This is a genomic window from Halomonas sp. PGE1 (assembly GCF_013000985.1).
Classification (GTDB): Bacteria; Pseudomonadota; Gammaproteobacteria; order Pseudomonadales; family Halomonadaceae; genus Halomonas; species Halomonas alkalicola.
In genome coordinates this window covers 1,311,992-1,329,503 of record NZ_CP053032.1, presented here as the reverse complement: position 1 = coordinate 1,329,503, position 17,512 = coordinate 1,311,992, and the positions used below count along the sequence as shown (strand labels likewise).

15 protein-coding genes are annotated in these 17,512 nt (G+C 68.1%); 7 read left to right on the top strand and 8 right to left on the bottom strand.

The features are described from left to right. The 5 genes from nirB (at nucleotide 1) to HIR79_RS06280 (ending at nucleotide 5,815) form a co-directional block, all read left to right on the top strand. A complete protein-coding gene (gene nirB, locus HIR79_RS06300; RefSeq protein ID WP_169957676.1) occupies nucleotides 1-2,508 on the top strand; it encodes a nitrite reductase large subunit NirB in 2,508 nt (835 codons plus the stop codon). 14 nt (nucleotides 2,509-2,522) lie between these two features. Continuing rightward, entirely contained in the window at nucleotides 2,523-2,972 is a 450-nt protein-coding gene (nirD, locus tag HIR79_RS06295) for a nitrite reductase small subunit NirD (RefSeq protein WP_169957675.1), read from the top strand. A gap of 753 nt (nucleotides 2,973-3,725) precedes the next feature. Further along, nucleotides 3,726-4,730 (top strand): sigma-54 interaction domain-containing protein, encoded by a 1,005-nt coding sequence (locus HIR79_RS06290; RefSeq protein WP_169957674.1) that lies wholly within the window; start codon nucleotides 3,726-3,728, stop codon nucleotides 4,728-4,730. Between the two features lie 21 nt (nucleotides 4,731-4,751). Further along, nucleotides 4,752-4,916 carry a hypothetical protein gene (locus HIR79_RS06285; RefSeq protein ID WP_169957673.1) on the top strand — a complete coding sequence of 55 codons (165 nt, stop codon included), beginning with the start codon at nucleotides 4,752-4,754 and terminating at the stop codon, nucleotides 4,914-4,916. Continuing rightward, complete coding sequence (locus tag HIR79_RS06280; protein ID WP_169957672.1) at nucleotides 4,910-5,815, top strand: transporter; 906 nt, start codon at nucleotides 4,910-4,912, stop codon at nucleotides 5,813-5,815. Before HIR79_RS06285 ends, HIR79_RS06280 begins: the two co-directional genes overlap by 7 nt. Nucleotides 5,816-5,831: 16 nt before the next feature. Here HIR79_RS06280 and HIR79_RS06275 read toward each other — a convergent pair whose 3' ends face one another. The 4 genes from HIR79_RS06275 to HIR79_RS06260 all read right to left on the bottom strand — a co-directional run bounded on the left by HIR79_RS06275 (nucleotide 5,832) and on the right by HIR79_RS06260 (nucleotide 8,911). Beyond that, the gene (locus HIR79_RS06275) at nucleotides 5,832-6,389 is read right to left on the bottom strand and encodes a hypothetical protein (RefSeq protein ID WP_169957671.1); all 558 of its coding nucleotides are present in this window, start codon (nucleotides 6,387-6,389) and stop codon (nucleotides 5,832-5,834) included. Between the two features lie 123 nt (nucleotides 6,390-6,512). Continuing rightward, entirely contained in the window at nucleotides 6,513-7,253 is a 741-nt protein-coding gene (locus HIR79_RS06270; protein WP_169957670.1) for a C39 family peptidase, read from the bottom strand. A gap of 62 nt (nucleotides 7,254-7,315) precedes the next feature. Next, nucleotides 7,316-7,744, bottom strand: coding sequence for a hypothetical protein (locus HIR79_RS06265; RefSeq protein ID WP_169957669.1), 429 nt, complete (start codon nucleotides 7,742-7,744; stop codon nucleotides 7,316-7,318). A 99-nt stretch (nucleotides 7,745-7,843) separates the two neighbouring features. Then, nucleotides 7,844-8,911: a hypothetical protein gene (locus HIR79_RS06260; protein ID WP_169957668.1), complete on the bottom strand. Its 1,068-nt coding sequence runs from the start codon at nucleotides 8,909-8,911 to the stop codon at nucleotides 7,844-7,846. Between the two features lie 458 nt (nucleotides 8,912-9,369). Here HIR79_RS06260 and HIR79_RS06255 point away from each other — a divergent pair, with 458 nt between their 5' ends. Both HIR79_RS06255 and HIR79_RS06245 read left to right on the top strand, forming a co-directional pair. Then, nucleotides 9,370-10,398, top strand: a complete 1,029-nt coding sequence (locus tag HIR79_RS06255; RefSeq protein WP_169957667.1) for a patatin-like phospholipase family protein — start codon at nucleotides 9,370-9,372, stop codon at nucleotides 10,396-10,398. Between the two features lie 255 nt (nucleotides 10,399-10,653). After that, entirely contained in the window at nucleotides 10,654-12,054 is a 1,401-nt protein-coding gene (locus HIR79_RS06245; RefSeq protein ID WP_169957665.1) for a PhoH family protein, read from the top strand. A 39-nt stretch (nucleotides 12,055-12,093) separates the two neighbouring features. Here HIR79_RS06245 and HIR79_RS06240 read toward each other — a convergent pair whose 3' ends face one another. The 4 genes from HIR79_RS06240 to HIR79_RS18360 are packed head-to-tail and all read right to left on the bottom strand — an operon-like array spanning nucleotide 12,094 to nucleotide 17,495. Beyond that, nucleotides 12,094-13,911: a proton-conducting transporter transmembrane domain-containing protein gene (locus HIR79_RS06240; protein WP_249322269.1), complete on the bottom strand. Its 1,818-nt coding sequence runs from the start codon at nucleotides 13,909-13,911 to the stop codon at nucleotides 12,094-12,096. After that, entirely contained in the window at nucleotides 13,908-15,413 is a 1,506-nt protein-coding gene (locus HIR79_RS06235) for a complex I subunit 5 family protein (RefSeq protein ID WP_169957664.1), read from the bottom strand. Before HIR79_RS06235 ends, HIR79_RS06240 begins: the two co-directional genes overlap by 4 nt. Continuing rightward, the gene (locus tag HIR79_RS06230) at nucleotides 15,410-16,858 is read right to left on the bottom strand and encodes a complex I subunit 5 family protein (protein WP_169957663.1); all 1,449 of its coding nucleotides are present in this window, start codon (nucleotides 16,856-16,858) and stop codon (nucleotides 15,410-15,412) included. The genes HIR79_RS06235 and HIR79_RS06230 overlap by 4 nt, the downstream gene beginning before the upstream one ends. Further along, nucleotides 16,851-17,495 carry a hydrogenase subunit MbhD domain-containing protein gene (locus HIR79_RS18360; RefSeq protein WP_249322268.1) on the bottom strand — a complete coding sequence of 215 codons (645 nt, stop codon included), beginning with the start codon at nucleotides 17,493-17,495 and terminating at the stop codon, nucleotides 16,851-16,853. Before HIR79_RS18360 ends, HIR79_RS06230 begins: the two co-directional genes overlap by 8 nt. Nucleotides 17,496-17,512 lie beyond the last annotated feature (17 nt).

Sequence of the window (17,512 nt, the reverse complement as noted above, 5' to 3'; positions counted from 1 at the left end):
ATGTCTACCCAACCGCACCTGATCATCATCGGCAACGGCATGGTCGGCCACCACCTGGTCGAACAGCTGGTAGAACGCGGCGCCACCGAGCGCTATGCCATCACGGTGTTCGGCGAGGAACGCCACCTGGCCTACGACCGGGTCCACCTCTCCGAGGTCTTCAACGGCCAGGACGCCGAGTCGCTGGCCCTCTCCACCGCCGACTACTACGCCGAGCACGGCATCACCCTGCGCCTCGATGAGGCGGTCACCGCCATCGACCGCGATGCGAGCGAGGTGGTCACCGCCGAGGGCCGCACCCCCTACGACCGAGTGGTGCTGGCCACCGGCTCCTTTCCCTTCGTGCCGCCGATTCCCGGCAATGACCGCGAGGGCTGCCTGGTCTACCGCACCCTGGACGATCTCGATGCCATCCGCGCCGCGGCCGAGAATGCCGCCACCGGGGTGGTGGTGGGCGGCGGGCTGCTCGGCCTGGAGGCGGCCAATGCCCTGCGCGGCCTGAATCTGGACACCGCCGTGGTGGAGTTCGCCCCGCGGCTGATGCCGATGCAGGTGGACACCGAAGGCGGCGAGCTCTTGCGTGAGAAGATCGAATCGCTGGGCGTGCAGGTGCTCACCGGCCGCGCGACCCAGGAGATCGTCGACGGCGAGCGCAGCCGCCACCGCATGGTGTTCCAGGACGAAAAAGTGCTGGAAACCGACCTGATCGTCTTCTCCGCCGGCATTCGTCCCCGCGACGAGCTGGCCCGCGACTGCGGCCTGGAGCTCGGCGAGCGCGGCGGTGTGGTGATCGACGACAACTGCCTGACCAGCGACCCGGCCATCCTCGCCGTCGGCGAAGTGGCGCTGTGGAACAACAGCATCTTCGGCCTGGTCGCCCCCGGCTACCAGATGGCCAAGGCCGCCGCCGTCACGCTGCTCGAAGGCAATGAGCCCTTCAAGGGCGCCGACATGAGCACCAAGCTCAAGCTGATGGGCGTCGACGTGGGCTCCATCGGCGACGCCCACGGCGACCGTACACCCGGAGCACGCCAGTTCCGTTTTCTCGACCCGCTCAAGCAGCAGTACCGCAAGCTGGTGGTCTCCAGCGACGGCAAGCGCCTGGTCGGCGCCATGCTGGTGGGCGACAACAGCGTCTACGACACCCTGCTGCAGTACTACGCCAACCGCCTCGAACTGCCCGAGGACCCTGCCTCCCTGATTCTGCCGGCCGGCAGCAGCACCGCCCCCGCGCTGGGGCCGGACGCCCTGCCCGACACCGCCATGATCTGTTCGTGTCACAACGTCACCAAGGCGGATGTATGCGCCTCCATCGACGGCGGCGCGGTTGATCTGGGCGCGGTGAAAGGCGAGACCCGCGCCAGCACCGGCTGCGGCGGCTGTGCCGCCCTGCTCAAGACCCTGGTGGATCACGAACTCGAAAGCCGCGGCGTGGAGGTCGACAAGTCGATCTGCGAACACTTCCACTACACCCGCCAGGAGCTCTACGACATCGTCCGGGTGGAGGGCATCAAGACCTTCAGCGAGCTGATGGAGAAGCATGGCAACCCGGAGACCCATCGCCTCGGCTGCGATATCTGCAAGCCGGCGGTGGCCTCGATACTGGCCTCCTGCTTCAACGAGCCGATCACCGATGCGGCCCATATCCCGCTGCAGGATACCAACGACACCTTCATGGCCAACATGCAGAAGAACGGCACCTACTCGGTGGTGCCGCGCATCGCCGGCGGGGAGATCACCCCGGACAAGCTGGTGGTGCTGGGCCAGGTGGCGCAGAAGTACGGCCTCTACACCAAGGTCACCGGCGGCCAGCGCATCGACCTGTTCGGCGCCCGTCTCGAGGACCTGCCGGCGATCTGGGGCGAGCTCATCGAAGCCGGCTTCGAGACCGGTCACGCCTACGGCAAGTCGCTGCGTACCGTGAAATCCTGCGTCGGCAGCACCTGGTGCCGCTACGGCGTGGATGACAGCGTGGGCATGGCGATCCGCCTGGAGCACCGCTACAAGGGGCTGCGCGCCCCGCACAAGATCAAGTTCGGCGTCTCGGGCTGCACCCGGGAGTGCGCCGAGGCGCAGAGCAAGGATATCGGCGTGATCGCCACCGAGAACGGCTGGAACCTCTACGTCTGCGGCAACGGCGGCATGCGTCCGCGCCACGCCGAGCTGTTTGCCACCGACCTCAGCGACGAGGCGCTGATTCGCACCATCGACCGGGTGCTGATGTTCTACATCCGCACCGCCGACCGCCTGCAGCGCACCTCGGTGTGGCGCGAGAACCTCGAGGGTGGCCTGGAGTACCTCAAGGAGGTGATCCTCGAGGACCGCCTCGGCATCGGCGAGGAGCTGGAGCGACAGATGCAGACGGTGATCGACGCCTACCAGTGCGAATGGGCCAATGCCCTGAGCGACCCGAAGAAGCTCAAGCGCTTCAGAAGCTTCGTCAACGACAGTCGCCCCGACCCGGACATCATCTATACCAGCGAGCGCGGCCAGTTACGTCCCGCCTGAAGGAGTCTTTCCCCATGACTATCGCCTCTGCAGCAGCCAACACCATGACCCAGACCTGGCAACGCCTCTGCACCCGCACCGACCTGGTGCCCCACTCCGGCGTCGCCGCCTGGGTGGAGACCCCGGAAGGCCCCGCCCAGGTGGCGATCTTCTACCTTCCAAGCGACCCGAACACGTCTCAGCCAAGCGACCCGAACACGTCGCAGCCAAGCGACCCGAACACGTCGCAACTCCCCAGCCATGCGCAGGAGCTCTACGCCATCGACCACCGTGACCCCTTCTCCGGGGCCAACGTCATCGCCCGCGGCATCGTCGGCGATCTACAGGGCGAGCCGGTGGTCGCCTCGCCGCTCTACAAGCAGCACTTCCGCCTCGCCGACGGCCGCTGCCTGGAAGACGACAGCGTTCGGCTGCGCACCTGGAAGGTGAGCTTCAAGGGCGAGGAGGTGTGGGTCGAGGCATGACAGGAAGACTAGTAATAAAGTATTGATCCCATCCCGAGTGAATAGGGGAAATCCTCCTTTATTCACTCGTTCTCAGCATGATACTTCCCCTACTCGATCATCATGACCATGCCGATACCGTCGGTACATCGCGGATTTGATTACCGAAAATAACCATAAAAAACTCATTCTTTACAGTATCGATACCAGCGACAACACTTCCCCTGCTTCCTGCATTGAGTCGCCAGGTCCCCGGCATTCGATGACGGCATCACATCGCGATGTTCTGCCAATGGTGAAGTTCGGCCAACGGCATAACGGAACGACCTGGCCAACGGATCGACTGCCTGCGCCCCCTTGAAGCCATGGCGGACGCAGCCACTGATTAGATGGAAACAGGGATGATGAGGGAAACATCACGCCAGGCCCTGCTGCTGGGTGGCCAGCCGCTGGAGGGAATTGCGGCACTGTCGATGCCGCAGTATGCATGGCAATTTCGCCGCACCAGCTGCCTGGTCGAAGCCGAAGCGCTCCTGACTTCCAGCCCACCGCCACTGGGGGTCATCCTGCTGGAGGGCCTGCTGGCCAGCGCCCCCCCGGCACCTGGAAAGAGTCCTCAATCTGGTTCCGGATCTGCTGTGGGTCGCCCTGTTTCCCCCCCACAGCCTCCAGGACGAACGGACGGTGAGGTTCATCGCCCGCTACTGCCATGCCTGCCTTCCGCTACCCCTGCACCCCGACCAGGCCAACCATGTGTTGGAGAGCACGCTGGCCATGGCATCACTGCTGGGCCGTGCCGACTCGCACCCTGGCCACGCGACACCATCTCGTGCCGGCGTCTCCCTGGTCGGCAGCTCCCCCGCCATCCAGACGCTGATGAGGGATATCGACAAGATCGCCGCGGTGGATGCCCCGGTCCTTATCACGGGGGAGTCAGGCACCGGCAAGGAGTTGACGGCGAGGCTCATTCACACGCGCTCTGCTCGTCACACGGGCCCCTTCAATGCGGTCAACTGCGGCGCCCTGCCCGCCGGGCTGATCCAGTCGGAGCTCTTCGGTCACGAGAGGGGGGCCTTCACCGGCGCCGACCGGCGCAAGGTCGGCATCATCGAGTCGACCTCGGGCGGCACCCTCTTTCTTGACGAGATCGGCGACCTGCCCCTGGAGCTCCAGGTCAACCTGCTGCGCTTCCTCGAGGATCACCGCTTCCTTCGGCTTGGCGCCCAGCGCGAGAGCGAAGTGGATGTCAGGGTACTCGCCGCGACGCATGTCGACCTGGAGGGCGCCGTCAGGGAGGGTCGCTTTCGAGAGGATCTCTACCATCGGCTCAACGTCCTGCAAGCCAGGACGCCGCCTCTGCGGGAGCGGCCAGAGGACATCGAGCAGCTGGCCAACCACTTCTTCCAGCAGTTCCGCCGTGAAGCCTCCCGCCGCGTACGCGGCTTCAGCCACGACAGCCTGATCACCATGCGCCAGCACGCCTGGCCGGGCAACGTGCGGGAACTGATCAACCGGGTCAGGCGCGCCATGGTGATGTGCGAACAGCGCCTGATCACCCCCGACGCCCTGGGCCTGGAGCGGCGCAACGGCCTCTCCCGAGAGGGTCTTTCCCTGGAACAGATCCGCGACGGCGCGGAACGCGAGGCCGTGATCGCCGCACTGGCTCGCAACAAGCAGCAGGTGCTGCATGCGGCACGGGAGCTCGGGGTGTCCCGGGCGACCCTCTACCGCCTGATCGAGAAGCACCACCTTCACCGCACGCTCGAGGAGCGCGCCTAACCCGACACAGGAAATGCCACCATGACTCCCTACCAGCGTTTCATCATCGCCGTGACGGGCGCCGTGTCGTTGACCGGCGCGGCACCGCTGCTGGCCCAGCAGGAGATCCGGCCGGTCGGCCAGGAACCCCCTCCCGAAGAGGTGCAGTTCAATGTCCAGTCCCTGGCGGAGTATGGGGGGTGCTGACGCCGCGTGGGCGACTGATGCTGGAGCCGGAGTTCCAGTACACCCACGAGAGCATCAACCGCATGACCTTCGAGGGCGTGAAGATCCTGAGCACCCTGCTGATCGGAGTCTTCACCGCCCAGGACCTTAAGAGAGACAGCTACATGGCCGCCCTGACCGGACGCCTCGGGGTCACCGACCGGCTCGAGCTGGAGATGAAGGTGCCTTATGTTTACCGAACTGAGACCCAAAACATAACGGTGGCAGAAGTTAACCCAGAATTTACTATAGATAGGACACTCTCGAACCAAAGCCTGGGCGATATCGAAGTGGCCGCCCACTACCAGCTCAATCGAGCCCGGGAGGGGCGCCCCATCTATATCGGCAACCTGCGCTACAAGTCCACCACCGGCGACGGCCCCTTCGATATCTCCCGCGACAGCGCCGGCATAGCTCGAGAGCTGCCGACCGGCACCGGCTTCCAGGCCATCGAACCCAGCCTCACCGTGCTCTTCCCCTCGGCGCCCGCCGTCTACTTCGCCAACCTCGGCTATACCTACAACCTGAGCGACACCGTCAATCGCAATGTCGGCGGCGACATCTTCGTGGGCAAGGTCGACCCGGGCGATGCGGTCCGCATCAGCTTCGGCATGGCCTACGCCATCAACCCCCGGACCTCCTTCACCCTCGGCTACAAGAACGACTTCATCGGCAAGACCCGTACCGAATACTTCACACCTGATACCGGATCTACTACACAGAGCTCAAGAACTCTCAACGTGGGTGCCATGCTGCTGGGCTGGTCCTACCAGCTCAACCCGGACACGGCGATCAACCTGAACCTGGAGTTCGGCATTACCGAAGACGCGCCGGACACGGTCCTGACCCTGCGCGTGCCCTTCGGCATGGACCTGTTCTGAATCGTCAAGCGCCCCGTCAGCGCAGCAGGCCCGGGAAGGTGTCCACGATCGCCTGGCGCTGACGTGCCATCTGCAGCCGGCCGATATTGCCGACGTGCACCTGGATCTCGACGCGCTGGTCGATGGCGGCGCCGGAGGCATTGGTCACCACCCCGCTGAGAATCGCCTGGTTGGTGACCTGGTGCAGCGCCGCCGTGAAACCCCGACTGTCCTCAAGGGTCACGCCGGAGAAGCCGGCCAGCCCCGTCAGGTCCACGCCATTGGGGGTCAGGTCGGTGATACGGACACCGGTTCCTGGCCCCACCAGGGTCGCCTGCCCCGTCGGGTCGCTCAGGGTGCGAGATACCAGGTCCACTCCCCTGGCCGTGATATTGACCAGCGAGACCAACTGGATTTGGTTGTCGATCAAGGTCGTCAGCTCCGCCCCGAAGGCCAGCTCCATGCCGCCGATGCGAAAGCCGCCCCGGAGCGTCTCCAGCGTGGCTTCCTCGATCACCTCGCCACGGTAATAGATATCGTGCTCGCCCTGGGCCTCCGACCAGAAGCGTTCGCCGCCAGACGCCTCGAGAGGCATGAGGCTCCAGCAGCAGAGCAGCAGCCCGACCGCCAGGCCTGGGCGAAAACCGGCTGCCCCTGAGCAGGTCGGCAGCACAGGCTGTTGCTCGCCACGCGCCTTTCGCTGATACGTCATCATGGCTCAGCGCCCCAGTTCGTTGCTGGCGGGAAGGGTGAGCAGGCTGGCCCCGATGCCCGTCCTCTGGACCCCCTGGTCCACGGGAGAGCTCGGCCGCACGGCCCAGTCGCGCTCGTGGTTGAAGTGTCGCTGGGCCACCGCCAGCTCGGCCCTGGCGCCCAGCACGGTGCCGTTCCAGAGCGACTCGAAGTGCTCGCGGGGCACCACCAGGGTCCCCGCGGCGGGATCGCCGACCAGCACATGCTGGCTGTCGATCCCCTTGACCACGACGAAGTGCCGATAGCCGGCCGTGTCGACCATGGTGATGGCGGGCACGCCGATACGCAGGAAGTCATCCAGCGAGATGCGAAAGCCGTCCGAATCGAGCCCGCGATGGTCGAGGTAGCGCTTCATGTCCAGCATCGAGAAGCCGTGCCGCTGGATCTGCTCGGCGTCGCCGGCCCGGATCATCCACTCGAACACTTCGGCCTCGGTGGTGGGCCGCTGGTAATGAAAGGTCAACAGGGTGGCCACCGACGCGGAGCCACAGCTGAAGTCGTACTGCTGGGGTACCACCCGCTTCCAGCCGATCTCCTGAAGACTGCTGGCCGCCACCTGGAAGGTGCCGAAGTGGCTGGCAATGGTGACCTGGCCGGACCCTGCAGCCTGCGCCGCGGCAAGGGTAGTGCCGATGAGCAGCAGCGCGGCGGAGAGTCGACGCACCCGGTGGCGGCCGCTGCGTGCCAGGAAAGCCCCTGATGGCATGATGATCTCCCCTGGGCCCTCAATGGCCCACGATGTCCCTGTCTCGGAAACGCCAGCGTCGCCTAGTCGGCCGAGATGAAGACGCTGATCCCCACCGCGTTGTTGATGGCATTGCCGTGACCGGTCACGGCACTGAAGATCCCCGTGCCGCTGTAGTTCCCCATGGCATTGTTATCGAAGCGGATATTGCCCGACACCATGTCGCCGTTCACCACCGAGACCTGGGTATCGCTGACGATGGCCTGCATGTTCTGAATGCTCTGCGCGGTCTTGAAATGCATCACCGTGCCCTCCCGCCCCCGTGTCGACGCCATCGACTCGGGATCCAACTGCTCCAGCGCGGCGAAGCCACCGACCGGCTCGCCCCCCTGACCATCGGCCATCAAGGGCGTGGCGGCACTCAGCGCCACGGATGCCATCAGGGTGGCGACGGCCCATCGCCAGATCCCCGGAGGTCCCGCTTCAACTGCTTCGACGTCGTGCCCCTTCATGATCTGTTCCCCCTCGGATAGGGTATCTCGAGATCCACGGAAGCCGGCGGCGCAGTGCCGCCGGCTTCCGGTTGTCGGGCCGAAACCCGTCTCGATGGATCAGTTGCCGATGCTGACGTTGCTGTGTGCCGCCACGTTGGTACCGGCGACCTGGGCGTTGTAGAGCCCGGTGGAGACGTTCATGTTGCTGATGCCACCGAACACCCCGGACGCCACGTTGACGTTGGCCGCGCCGGTCATCAGGCTGGCGTTGCCACCGTTGCCGCCATGGCCCCCGTCACCGCCGTTGCCGGCGGTCGCCATGCCGCTTCCGGTCCCGCTGCCGGTGCCGGTGCCGGCTCCGCCATCCCCGGAGGTTCCGGTGGCACTCGCCATGCTGTCGGCGCCGGAGGCCTGATCGGCCGAGAAGGAGCCGCTGGAGGCGTCATCGGAGAAGTCATCGCCGATCTCACCGATGGCGGCAAGGTTGGCGGCACTCGCGCTGGAACCGCTGCCGGCGGAGGCATCGGTGTTCCCGCCCTCACCGTTGGCCAGCCCGAGGCCCAGGCCGATGCCACCGGCATCGCCGCCGCCACTGCCGCTGCCGGCATTGGCCACGGCCTGACCACCGGTGCCGCCATTGCCGTTACCGCCGTCACCGCCGGAACCGGCGCCCAGGTTGATGGAGGCCGCATAGCCACCGCCACCACCGGCGGCGCCAGCCGCACCGGCCCCGGCGTTGATGCTTATACCAGCGCCGTTGACCACGGCGCTCATCTCCTGAAGGGAGATGACGCTGGTGGAGGTGTTGTAGGACTCGCTCATGGCCCAGGCATCGCCACCGCGGCCGACGCTACCGCCGCCGCCTCCGGTACCGCTCCCGGTGCCATAGCCACCGGCGCCATAGCCACCGGTGCCGCCGTTGGCTCCGGTAGAGGCATCGTCGTTGGAGTCATCGTTGTTGATTCCCCCGTTGGCACTGCCGCCTACGCCCCAGCCTCCGGCACCGAAGCCACTGCCTGCCCCACCGTTACCGCCGGAGCTGCTTCCCCCCACCGCCGTCGCCGAGGAGGTCACGTTCTGATCCACACTGTCCGCCACGCCGGCGCTCGGGTTGGCATGCGCCGTCGAGACGGCGAAGGCCAGGGCCAACAGGGGCGTGCCTGCGATTACCAGATACTTTTTCATGATCGTTCTCCCTATCCTGTTCCGATCGGATTGTTCTTGCTGGCAAGACTGCGAACAGGTGTCCAGGCAACATCTGGCTGTACCCTTGAATGCCGATGCCCGCTCGCAGCGAACATCACAAGGCACGATGCGTGCCAGACCGGCCCGCCATGATTTCAACTCGTTGATTTTCAGAATATTTTTCGCAACTCCATCGGCATCTCCCCACCCGGCATGCCGGCATCGGCCGGCCGGAACGGCATCAGAAGTGTCGCGAGACTGAGGCAGCCGTCGGCAGCGTCATCGCCATCTACAGAGAATCAGACTTAGATTCAATGGCTTGAGTGACGTATCAGAAAGTGACTCAGCGGCTGGACAGCCTCTGGATGCATGGCCACCGGGAGCTCCGAGCGTTATGCTGAAATAATGCATTGCCGCATTCGAGTGCTGATCGACTCAGCAATGAACGAGGAGCACAGATGAGCGAGACCAAACGGATCGACCTGGCCCTGCAGGGCGGCGGCGCCCACGGCGCCTTCACTTGGGGCGTGATGGACCGCCTGCTGGAAGATTCCCGTATCGAGATCGAGGGCATCAGCGGCACCAGCGCCGGGGCCATGAACGGCGTGGTGATGGCCGATGCCCTGACCCGCGGCGACCGCGACACCGCCCGCCAGGCGCTGCACGACTTCTGGCAGGCGGTAAGCCGCGCCGGCATGACGAGCCCCATCCGGCGCACCCCGCTGGACGTGCTCACCGGCAACTGGAGCCTCGACCACTCGCCGGGCTACATCGCCATGGACCTGATGAGCCGGCTGGTCTCGCCCTACCAGTTCAACCCCTTCAACCTCAACCCGCTGCGCGACCTGCTCGCCGAGCGGGTCGACTTTGAGCGGGTGCGCCGCTGCCCGGAGCTCAAGCTGTTCGTGACCGCCACTAACGTGCGCAGCGGCAAGCAGCGCATCTTCACCCGCGAGGAGATGAGCGTGGATGCGGTGATGGCCTCGGCCTGCCTGCCCACGGTGTTCCAGGCGGTGGAGATCGACGGCGAGGCCTACTGGGATGGCGGCTACATGGGCAACCCCTCGCTGATGCCGCTGATGGAGCACTGCGGCTCCCGGGACATCGTGATCGTGCAGATCAACCCCATCTACCGCGAGGAGCTGCCCACCAGCGCCGCGGCGATCATGAACCGCCTGAACGAGATCACCTTCAACGCGTCACTGATCAAGGAGGTGCGCATGATCGCCATGCTCCAGCGCCTGCTGGGCGACCATGGCGTGGACATCGGCTGCTACGCCGGCACCCTCTTCCACCGCATCGCCGGGGACGACACCCTGGGCAAGCTCTCGGTCTCGAGCAAGATGAACGCCGAGTGGTCGTTCCTCTGCCACCTGCGCGACGAGGGGCGCCGCACCGCCGAAGGGTGGCTTACCGAGAATTTCGCCGACCTCGGCAAGCGCTCCACCCTCGAGGTGGAGAGCGTCTATCAGGATACGGAACGGTGACGCTGAGATAACGTTGAAAGAGCGGCTGATTTTGCACAGCAGCATGACGCGGGCGGCACCATGCTCAGCATGAGGCGGGAGCGCACCCCGCGCCCCGCCCGCTGTCGAAGGCTACAGGAAGGAGTCACAGGAGGGAGCAGAAGCGCTGTACGGCACCGTCGGCGGCTGTCACTTCCCTGACATGGCGCGCTGACAGTGTCGACATCGGGACGTCATAAACGACGCCCGCTCGCGACAATCAGGAGAGCTGCGCCGATGGTACGCATCGACAAGAAGGCCACCCGCCTCTACGTGCTGGACACCAACGTCCTGCTGCACGACCCCGCCTCCCTCTACCAGTTCGACGAGCATGAGGTGGTCATCCCCATGACCGTGCTCGAGGAGCTGGACAAGCACAAGAACGGCGTCCGCGAGATTGCCCGCACCGCCCGCCAGGTCAGCCGTACCCTGTCAGACCTCACCGCCAATGTCGGCCTCGAGCAGATCCGCGACGGCATTCCCATCCCGCGCCTGAACGGCCCCGAGGGGCGCCTGCGCCTGCTCTGCTACACCGACCTGAGGCCCCTGGAGCCCCTCGAGGAGAACCCCGACAACCGCATCCTCGCCGAGACCTGCCGGCTGCGCCAGGAGCGCCCGGATGCCTCGGTGATCCTGATCACCAAGGACATCAACCTGAGGGTCAAGGCCGCCGCCCTGGGCGTGCCGGTGGAGGACTACCTCAACGACCGCGCCTACGACGACAGCGACGCCATGCTGGAGGGGGTGCGGGTCTACCCGGACGCTGGCAGCGAGCTGTGGAACGGCCTGGCGCTGGACGTCAGCGTCGAGCGCGAGGGCCAGCGGGTGACCTACCACCTCAACGGCGAGATCCCCCCCGAGTGGCACTCGGGCATGCTGGTGGCGGACAGCGACGACGAGGGCGGCTTCGAGGCCATCGTGCGCGAGGTGAGCACAAGCCGGGCCCGCCTCGACCTGCTTACCAACTACCGCCACGGCGCCAGCGTCTGGGGCGTTCACGCCCACGACTGCCGGCAGAACTTCACCCTCAACCTGCTGATGGACGACGATATCGACCTGGTGACCATCGCCGGCAGCGCCGGCACCGGCAAGACCTTCATGACCCTGGCCGCCGCCTTCCAGCAGACCCTGGACACCAAGCGCTTCGAGCGCATCGTCTTCACCCGGGCGCCGATCTCCATGAGCGAGGATATCGGCTTTCTGCCCGGCACCGAGGAGGAGAAGATGTCGCCCTGGATGGGCGCCTTCCACGACAACATGGACAACCTGCTGCGCGACGAGAACGGGGAATCGAGCTGGGACAACGGCGCCACCCGCCAGCTGCTCGGCGCCCGGGTGCAGATCCGCTCACCGGGCTTCATGCGCGGGCGCACCCTCAACGACACCTTCTTGATCATCGACGAGGCGCAGAACTTCACGCCCAAGCAGCTCAAGTCGCTGGTCACCCGGGCCGGGCGCAACACCAAGATCGTCTGCCTGGGCAACGTCGGCCAGATCGACACCCCCTACCTCACCGCCAACAGCTGCGGGATGGCGGCGGTGGTGCAGCGCTTCCGCGACTGGCCCCATGCCGGACATATCACCCTGAAGAGCGTCGAGCGCTCGCGACTGGCCCTGGCCGGCGAGGAGCTGCTCTGACACGCCGCCGCCCGCTACCGCCTGAGGCCCCTACCGGCCTCAGGCGGCGCTGAACAGCAGCACCAGGGCGAGCCCCACGGCGACGACCACCATCAGCAGCGCGGCGTGGCGACGCAGCCACGCCTCCCCCTCGCCCAGCGCCTCCAGCGCCGCGGTGGCCGACCGCTCCAGGCCGACCCACCACGCCACCCAGTCCGCCTTGCGTGCGGCCAGCCGCTCCAGACCGGGCCCGGCGGCCCTCCAAAGCCGGTCGAGGCCATGGGCCAGCGGCCACCAGAGATCCCCCGGCGGCGGACGCCGCCAGGCCGCCCGCAGCACCCCACGATGTACCAGCCACCCCACCAGCAGCGACAGCGCAAACCCCAGCAGGGCCGGCCATCCGAGGCCCACGAGCTCCGCCGCCGGCGGCCAGGCCGGCGCCATGCCCAGCGCCGGCAGCCACAGCGGCAGGGCCAGGGCGCTTGCCAGCAGCAGCAGCCAGGCCAGCGGCATGGGGGCGGCCAGCGGCATCAGCCCGTCCCGCCGAGCCTGCCGTTCGCCCTGCCACTGGCACCACAGGGTGCGCGCCATCAGCGCCGTGGTGCCCACCGCCGCCAGGGAGAGCCCGGTCACCAGGCCCGCGTAGCCACCGTCGTAGAGCACCTCCTTGAAGGCCCACTTGGTGACGAGCCCGGAGCCCAGCACGCCGGCCAGCGACAGCGCCGGGGCGGCCAGCAGCAGGGCCAGCATCCAGGCCGGCAGCCGCGGCGGATGCTCGGCGATACCCACGCCCAGGAACAGCGCCCCCTTGGTGAGCCCGTGGTGGGCGGCGAAGAGCACCGCGGCGGGGGCCAGCGCCGGCCACAGCGCGGGGGCGGTGAGCCCCACCCCCACCAGGGCGGCCAGCATGCCGAGCTGGCTGACGCTGGAGTAGGCCAGCACCGCCTTGGGGTGGCGCTGGCAGACGCCCACCAGGGCGGCGCCGATAGCGCCCGCCAGGCCCACCGCCAGCATGGCGCGACCGAGCCAGGCGAAGCCCTCCGCCGCGGCGGGCTCGCCCAGCGGCAGGGTCGCCATCCAGCCCACCACCCCGGCCTTGACCATGGCCCCGCTGAGTACGGCGCTGGCCGGCGTCGGCGCCACCGGGTGGGCCAGGGGCAGCCACAGGTGCAGGCCCGCCACGCCGGCCTTGACCCCGAAACCGAGCCACAGCAGCACGCCGATCCAGGCGCCCTGCTCCAGCGTGGCGAGCCCCTCGCGCAGCTCGCCCAGGGTCAGCACTCCCAGGCTGCCGGCGCCCCACAGCAGGCCGCCCAGGATCAGCCCCTCGCCGAGCACCGCCATGATCAGGTAGGCGCGCCCGCCGGTCAGGGCATCCCGGGTGCCGGAGTGGATCACCAGGCCGTAGGCGGCGAAGGTCATCACCGCGAAGCCCAGGTAGAAGCTGGCGATGTCCTCGGCCACCAGCAGCAGCAGGTTGCCGGAGAGGGTCAGCGGCCAGAGCACGGCGAAGCGGGCAAGGCGCGTGGCCGCCGCGCCGTCCCCGGCGGTGGCCCGCTCGCCGTCCCCGGCCAGATAGCCGCGGGCATACCAGCCGGCGAGCAGCCACAGCAGCGCGGTGAACGCCAGCAGCACCCGACGCGGCTCGTCCAGTCCCCAGACCCCGCCCAGCAGCCAGGCTGCCATCGACAGCTCACCGTCGCCGCCCAGCAGCGCCAGGGCCAGCGCCGGCAGCGGCGCCGTGGCCCACAGCGGGTCGAGCGGGAAACGCACCTCGTCGCGCCCGGCCAGGGCCGCCATCAGCGGCTGGCGCAACCCCAGCAGCAGCGGCCAGAGCAGCGCGGCGATCATCAGCACGGCGAAGATCTCCTGGCTCATGGCAGGTACTCCAGACTTGCGACCCGGGTCGCCCACTCCAGCGGGCTGTAGGGCAGCCCGGCGAAGAGTCCCGCCATCACGCTGAACAGCGCCGTGGCGATGACCGGCAGCAGCAGCCAGGCATTCGTCTCGAGGCGGCCCAGGTGGCGCTCCTCGGGCCAGGCCCCCACGCCATGGGCCGGGCCGGGCCGGAACCACAGCCGGTAGAGGATCGGCAGGAAGTAGGCCGCGTTGAGCAGGCTGCTGGCCACCAGCACGGCGATCACCCAGGACATCCCGGCCTGTACCGCCCCAGTGCCCAGGTACCACTTGCTGAGAAAGCCCACCAGTGGCGGCAGGCCGATCATCCCCAGGGCGCCGACGGTAAAGGCCAGGCTGGTCAGCGGCATGCGTCGTCCCGCGCCATCGAGCTCATCGATGCGGTGGATGCCGAGCTCCTCGGCATAGTTGCCGGCGCAGAAGAACAGCGTGATCTTCATCAGCCCCTGGTGCAGCAGGTGGGAGAGCGCAGCGATGGTGCCCAGCGGGCCGAAGAGCCCGATCCCGAGCACGATGTAGCTCACCTGGCTCACCGTGGAGAAGGCCAGCCGCGGCTTGAGCTCCACCTGGGCCAGGGCGCGCACGGAGCCATAGAGGATGGTGACGGTGGCGATGACGGCGAGCCCGGTGAGCAGCCCCAGGGCGTGGCTGAGCTCGGCGCCATAGACGTCATAGACCAAGCGCACGATGCCAAAGGCGCCGGCCTTGACCACCGCCACCGCGTGCAGCAGGGCGCTGACCGGCGCCGGCGCCACCATGGCCCGGGGCAGCCAGCCGTGCAGCGGCACCAGGCCCGCCTTGACCCCGAAGCCGGCGATCAGCACCCAGAAGATGGCGATCAGCACGCCGCGCTGCTCGGGGCCGAACTCGGCGAGGATCTCCCGCTGACCGAAGCGGATATCGCCGGCCAGGGCGTGCAGCGCCACCATGCCGATCATCAGCACCAGCCCCGCGGTCAGCGTGAAACGCAGGTAGAGGGTGGCCGCGGCCAGCGCCTTGGGGGTGCCGCGATGGGCCACCAGCGGGTAGGTGGAGAGGGTCAGCAGCTCATAGAAGATCAGGAAGGTGAAGAGGTTGCCGGCCAGGCTGATGCCCAGGGTGCTGGCCACGCAGAGGCTGAAGAAACCGAAGAAGCGCCGCCGGTTGGGCGAGTCCTCCAGGTAGCCGATAGCATAGATGGTGGTGAACAGCCACAGCAGCGAGGAGAGCCCGGCGAACATGATGCCCAGGGGGTCGGCGCGCAGCACGAAGGCGAGCCCCTCCAGCACCGGGAACTCCACAGCGTAGGCATGCCCCTGGCTGAGGCCACGCACCATCCAGGCCACCAGGCCGATCTTGAGCACGGCGGCGGCCAGGTTGAGCCCGGTGCGGGCGCGGAAGGCACCCTCCGGCAGCAGGAAGATGATCGCCGCCGCCGCGAGCGACGTGGCCAGGGTGGCGACCGGGAAGAAGGCCCCGCTCATGGCACCCCTCCCTGGCGCAGCAGCGACAGCGGCCACTCCGCCACCAGGCCGAGCCCCACCGCTGCCAGGGCTAGCAGCAACGGCGTGAGGTCGGTGCCCCGCGGCAGGGGATGAAACTCATGGCGCGGTGCCTCCTCCACGAAGGAGTAGCGCAGCACCCGGAACACATAGGCGGCGGTCAGCAGGGTGCCGAGCACCAGCACCACCGCCCAGGGCCACTGCCCCGCCTCCAGCGAGGCCTGCAGCAGCAGCCACTTGGCGGTGAAGCCGGCGCTGGGTGGCAACCCCATCAGGGTCACCGCGGCCACTCCGAAGGTCATCAGCGACAGCGGCAGCCGGCGGCTGGTGCCGGCCAGGTCGACCAGGCGGCTGGCGCCGGTGGAGAACAGCAGGTTACCGGCGGCCATGAACATCGCCGCCTTGGCCAGGGCATGGCCGGCCAGCTGCAGCCAGGTGGCCTGCCAGGCCAGCGACGCCACCGAGGCGGCGACGCCGGCCAGCAGCGGAAAGGCCAGCATCAGGTAGCCGAGCTGGCCCACCGTGGACCAGGCCACCACCTGCTTGAGGGAGTCGGCCCGCCACGCCTTGAGCCCGCCCCACAGCACCGCCGCCGCTCCCAGCAGGCCCAGCGCCCAGGCCGCCCCCTCGGCCTCCGGCAGCAGCCGCCGCCACAGGGTGATCAGGATGAAGAAAGAGGCCTTGACCACCAAGGCGCCATGCACGGCGCTGACCGGGGTCCAGGCGCTGGCATGCACCGGGGCCAGCCAGCCGTGCAGCGGGAAGATCGCCGCCTTGAGCAGCAGGCCGCCGGCCAGCAGCGCCATGGCGATGCGGGTGGTGGCATCGGGCTCGGCCACCGCGACCAGGCCGCTCAGCTCCAGGGTGCCCCAGGCACCCAGCAGCAGCGCCACCCCCAGCAGCCAGGCCAGCGATCCCACCAGGGCGTAGAGCAGGTAGCGCAGGCCGGCGCGGATCGCCTCGGCCTTGCCGGGCAGCAGCATCATGCCCACTGCACACAGCCCCATCAGCTCCAGGCCGGCATAGAGCAGCAGCAGGTCGGCGGCCACCCAGATCACCCCCAGGGCGAACGCCAGGCCGCCCAACAGCGGCCAGAAGCGCGCATGGGGCGCGTCGGCGGCCAGCGCCGCGCGGCGGTGACCCACGCCGTAGGCGGCGCTGGCCAGCAGCACCAGCTGGGTCAGCAGCAGGAGCAGCGCCGCCAGGGCATCCAGCCGCCAGTGCAGCGAGAGCCCACCCAGCGCCAGGCTGCCGTGCAGCGCGCCCTCCCCCGCTCTGGGCAGCAGCCACAGCGTCGCCAGCGGCAGCGCCCCGGTGGCCAGCACCACCGTGCGCATCTGGCACGGCGGTTTCCAGAGGGCCAGCAGGCCCAGTGGCAGCGGCGCCGCCAGCGTCAGCCAAAGCAGCAGGCTTGCGGCTTCACTCATGGGCGGCCTCGGGCTCGAGGATCACGCTGCCCTCCAGGGCATGCAGGCGGCGCAGCAGCAGGGCGCCCAGCACCGAGCCGACCAGCGCCACCGTCAGCCCCACCAGGATCAGCCCCTGCACCTCGGGAGCAGTGCCCGCGAGCCCCGCCAGCAGCAGGAAGACGCCGGAGCCGAGCACGTTGAAGGCCAGCAGCCGGCGCAGCAGGTGGCGATGGTGGGCGAAGGCCCACAGCCCCAGCGCCATCACCCCGAGCCCCGTCGGCACCAGGGCCGGCATGGCGGTCCCGCGCAGGGAGAGCCGCTCGCTGGCGAGCAGACCCACCAGCGCCAGGCCGGCAAGCAGCAGCCAGGCCAGGACGGCGAGCCAACGCACCGCCGCCCGGAGGCCGGAGCGCGGCGTGGTGTCCCGCTGGGGCAGGCGCGGCACGTCGCCGGCGCGACCCAGCGCATGGAAGAGGGCAGCGCCGGACAGCAGCGCGCCCAGCAGCGCCTCGGCAGCGGCCAGCCAGGGAGCCCCCAGCCGCCACCAGGTGAGGGCCATCACCAGGGCAAAGGCGATGAAGGCCAGGCAGGCGCGGGCCAGCTGCCGGTCCAGCAGGCAGAGCAGCGCCAGGAGAATCAGGGCAGTCGATATCATGACGAAGATCCTGACCA